The sequence below is a fragment of the Lentihominibacter faecis genome (genome assembly GCF_014306095.1).
GTDB classification, from domain to species: Bacteria; Bacillota; Clostridia; order Peptostreptococcales; family Anaerovoracaceae; genus Lentihominibacter; species Lentihominibacter faecis.
In genome coordinates this window covers 1-4323 of the sequence record NZ_JACRWC010000047.1, presented here as the reverse complement: position 1 = coordinate 4323, position 4323 = coordinate 1, and the positions used below count along the sequence as shown (strand labels likewise).

General features: G+C 47.4%; 4 protein-coding genes. 2 read left to right on the top strand and 2 right to left on the bottom strand.

The annotated features are described in order from the left end of the window. Together H8876_RS03325 and H8876_RS03320 are read right to left on the bottom strand one after the other, a co-directional pair. Nucleotides 1–611, bottom strand: a 611-nt coding sequence (locus H8876_RS03325; protein WP_249286518.1) for an HAD family hydrolase, incomplete at its 3' end; no start/stop codon positions are given. Continuing rightward, nucleotides 608–1210 (bottom strand): MBL fold metallo-hydrolase, encoded by a 603-nt coding sequence (locus tag H8876_RS03320; protein ID WP_177265158.1) that lies wholly within the window; start codon nt 1208–1210, stop codon nt 608–610. The genes H8876_RS03325 and H8876_RS03320, both read right to left, overlap by 4 nt. Nucleotides 1211–1366: 156 nt before the next feature. On the opposite strand from H8876_RS03320, the gene trkA reads away from it, so the two are divergent. Beyond that, nucleotides 1367–2740, top strand: a complete 1374-nt coding sequence (trkA, locus tag H8876_RS03315; protein WP_249286517.1) for a Trk system potassium transporter TrkA — start codon at nt 1367–1369, stop codon at nt 2738–2740. A gap of 12 nt (nt 2741–2752) precedes the next feature. Beyond that, nucleotides 2753–4216, top strand: a complete 1464-nt coding sequence (locus tag H8876_RS03310; protein ID WP_249286516.1) for a TrkH family potassium uptake protein — start codon at nt 2753–2755, stop codon at nt 4214–4216. The last annotated feature ends 107 nt before the right edge of the window (nt 4217–4323 follow it).

Genomic DNA, 4323 nt, shown 5'->3' with positions numbered 1-4323 from the left:
GCTTCCGCTTTGCTGGTGGTCGATCCTCCGATTTCCAGATTGTTAGGAAAAGACGTGGTGATCGTGGCATCCGGCAGCGTCAGCAGCATATCCCGCAAACCGGGCTTGCATGCCAGATCTTCAAAATTGACATTGATATTTTCCACATGATCTTTATGGTTCAGCAAAAATCCGTTAAGGTTTTCAACAGGATTTCTGGTTTCCAGGATATAGCGTACACCACGAAAACTTTTGCCTGTCCTTTCCACATATTCGTAGTAAGCCTTTTCTATGTATGCTTTTCCTGCAATAAAGCCCTCCAGGATATAATCAGTGCTCTTAAGCATCTCTACTGCAGCCTCCACAGTTCCTGCCGAGAGACAATTTTCATAAAAAATTTCTCCACTCGAAAGGTCGGTGATGGCAGCGCCATTAGACGTCAGCATATACCGGATCGCATGGATATGAAACACATCTTCAGGGAGTGCGGCAAAGGGTCTTCCCGTTGCCACAACGATATGCACCCCCTGCTTTGCAGCCGTCTCCAGTGCCACACATGTTCTTTCGCTGATCCGCTTCGCAGAATTCAGTGTTGTTCCATCCAGATCCAGAGCAATCAGCTTGATACTCATTTCTCTTCCCCCTTTACCACATCCAGGAATTCCGTGTTGATCTGCCGCACTTTTTTCATAGTGCAGCCGTCCCCGTGCCCCGGATATATGAAAATATCATTCGGCCACGTGTTGATTTTATCGAGAATGCTGCGTTCCATCTGATCGGGCGAACCGTCCTCAAAGTCAGTGCGTCCGATATCTACATTGAATATCGTATCTCCCGTGAATACCACCTTGCTCTTCTCTGAAAAATAGCACACACCGCCTCTCGTGTGACCCGGCGTATGGATCACACGGATCGTTTCACCATCCAGATCGATAGTATCTCCATCTTCCAGATAAACATCCACTCTGCCGTGGTACTGATCACAATCCGCTGTATGCATGAATACAGGAGCATCGTACCGATCCCGCAGTTTTTCTACTGCACCCACATGATCGTAGTGATGATGGGTCAGAAGAATGCCTGACAGATGGAGCTGATGACGATCGATACATTCCTCAAAAACTCCGGCATGATATCCCGGATCGATCACATAACAGTTTCCCCCGTCTTTTTGATATATCACATAACCATTGCTTTCCAGCATTCCACCGATAAACCGTTCTATTTTCATGAAAAAACCTCTTTTCCAATTTTATTCTGACCTTTTTCTGCCACTATTTTAATCTATTTCTCAGATTCTTGCAATTAGATATTGAATTCCACAAGATTAGTGGTACAATAACTGTGTCCGCCAATCAGCGGACATGAGATAAGAAAGGAATCGGAAATGAAAGTTGTTATTGTAGGGGCCGGCAAACTTGGTCTCAAGGTAGCCAACACATTACTGGGCGGAGATCACGACGTTACGATCATCGACACCAATGAAGATATTCTGCAGAAAATCAGCTCGCAGATGGATGTTATGACGATCAACGCCAATGCGAAAGAGATCAAAGTCCTTAAACGTATCAATATCGCGTCTTATGACTTTATGATCACAACTACAGGTGATGATGAGGAGAATATCGTCATCTCAGCCTTTGCCAAAAGTCTGGGCTGTAAGAAAGCGATCGCCCGTGTCCGGGATCCGGAACACATGCAGCAGATCAGTTTCATAAAAGAAGTCATGGGCATCGACCATATCGTGAACCCTGACCTGGGGATCACGGTAGAGATCTATAAATACCTGGCAGAAAAGTACACACTGAGCAACGGGATCTTTTCCAGCGGGAAAGTCTCTCTCATCGAGTTTTCCGTTTCCCGCTTCAAAAGTCTCATAGGGGTCGAGATCCCGAATGTTGGCGAGATCCTGCCAAACATGCTGATCGTAGCTATTTCCCGCAACGGAAAGGTCATCATCCCGCACGGAGATACAACGATCCAGGCCGGAGATGCTCTGTATGTTATCGGTGAAAAGGGTCCGATTCTGGATCTCAATGAAAAAGTTCACGAAAAAGGAAAATACAACGACCTTCAAAAGGTCATGATCATAGGCGGCGGAAAGACCGGATTTTATCTGGCAAAAATGCTGTCAGAATTTGGTGCTGCCGTCAAAGTCATTGAAAAAAGCAAGGATCGCTGTCGCTATCTTTCCTCTCACTTAAACGACGTCATGGTTCTCCACGGAGATGCCACCGATCTGACGCTTCTGGAAGAGGAAAATCTCAGTCAGATGGATGCCGTGGTAACAGCGACCGGTTACGATGAAGAAAACCTGCTTCTGGCACTTACTGCCAAACAGCACGGGATCGAGGATGTTATCGCCAAGGTGAGCCGGGCAAGCTATGGAGAAATCATTTCCCGTATGGGGATCGACGTGGCATTGAACCCGCTTGATATCATCACCAGCAGCATCATCCGCTTTGTGCAGGGATCAAAGAAGATTCTTTCCTCCCAGCTTATCCAGGGACAGGCTGAAATCATGGAGATCATTGCTACGCATCACATGAAGATCCTCAACAAGCCGCTGAAAAATCTCCATCTGCCGGATGGGATCATCATTGCGGCGATCCATCGCGGCACAGAAGATGTCATTATTCCAAACGGTGACACAAGGATCCTGGAAGACGATAAAGTCATTCTTTTGAGTTTGCTGAGCGACCTGCCTTCGACAGAGACACTTCTGCGGGACACCGGCCGAATCGGTATATTTAAAAAATAATCGGGGTATGAGATGAATTTAAGTTTTGCTTCAGCATTTCGAATCGTTGGTTTGATACTGGCTGTAATAGGCGGCTCCATGCTGCCTTCTTTTGTTGTATCATTGATCTACGACAACAGTTCTGTTTATATCCCGTTTCTCATCACCATGCTGTCATCTGTGGCAGCAGGTGTTTTTTTATTGAAAATATTCCAGCACGACTTCAAGACTCTTCGTGTCAAAGACGGCTTTCTTGTGGTAACGCTGTGCTGGTTTTTCTCCGCTGCGGTCGGCGCAGTACCCTTCGTTGTCACAGGGAGCATCCCAAATCCAATCGATGCGTTTTTTGAATCCTGCTCCGGATTTTCAACGACGGGAGCATCGATCCTTACTGATGTCGAGGTACTGCCAAAGGGGATCCTGTTCTGGCGCTCCTTTACCCACTGGATCGGCGGCATGGGGATCCTGGTATTCGCTATTGCACTGATGCCTTCTCTGGGGATCAGCGGACAGAATATCGCAGTAACCGAGGCACCCGGTCCCATCATGGACAAAACCTCGGCGCAGATGTCAAAGACAGCGAAGACACTTTACATCATGTATCTGATCTTTACCGTGCTGGAAGTGATCCTGCTGCTGTTTGGCGGCATGAGTCTTTTTGATGCACTTGTCCATACGTTCGGATCCGTCGGGACCGGAGGATTTTCTTCTTACAACGACAGTGTTGCCCATTTTAACAGCACTTATATCGAAGTCGTGATCATGGTGTTCATGGTTTTATGCGGGGTCAACTTCAACTTGTATTATCTGGCGTTTAAGGACGGGATCTCTCAGTTGTTCAAAGACTCGGAATTCCGTTTCTATCTCCTGATTTTCGGGGTGTCTGCGATTTTGATCGCAACTGTCCTGTTTGTTACCGGCAAGAACGATTCCATCGGAGGAGCAGCAGTCGATGCGGCCTTTCAGACCGCTTCCATCCTGACTACTACAGGATATATGAGTTCCGACTATGAAGTCTGGCCTTTCATCTGCCAGATGATCCTGTTCTTCCTTATGATCGTCGGCGGATGTTCTTCCTCCACAAGCGGCGGACTGAAGGCGATCCGGATCCTGATCATCAGCAAGCTGATCCGGCGCGGGATTTCCCTTCGCCTTCACCCTAATGTGATCGAGACTGTAAAACTGGATGGCAAGACACTGCAGGGAGATACGGTAAGCTCTATCGCAAACCACTTTTTCCTGTACATCCTAATGGTATTCGCCGGAACATTTCTGATCTCGTTCGAAAATGAGAGTCTGATCACGTCCCTGTCTTCTGTTGTGACCTGTCTGGGAAATGTAGGACCCGGGTTCGGATCCGTAGGTCCAACGGAAAACTTCGCGCATCTGACGCTTTTTTCCAAAGGGATCCTCTCCGTATACATGCTGGCCGGAAGACTGGAGCTTTATCCGCTGTTTATCCTGCTGACTCCGCGCTTCTGGAACCAGGATTATTAAGGGAGGCGACTATTTGATGACACATTCTACAGCTTTAAATTACAAAGCGATCGTACGGATCCTCGGCACGATCCTGTTCATTATCTGTCTCTTATACACATCTCCGA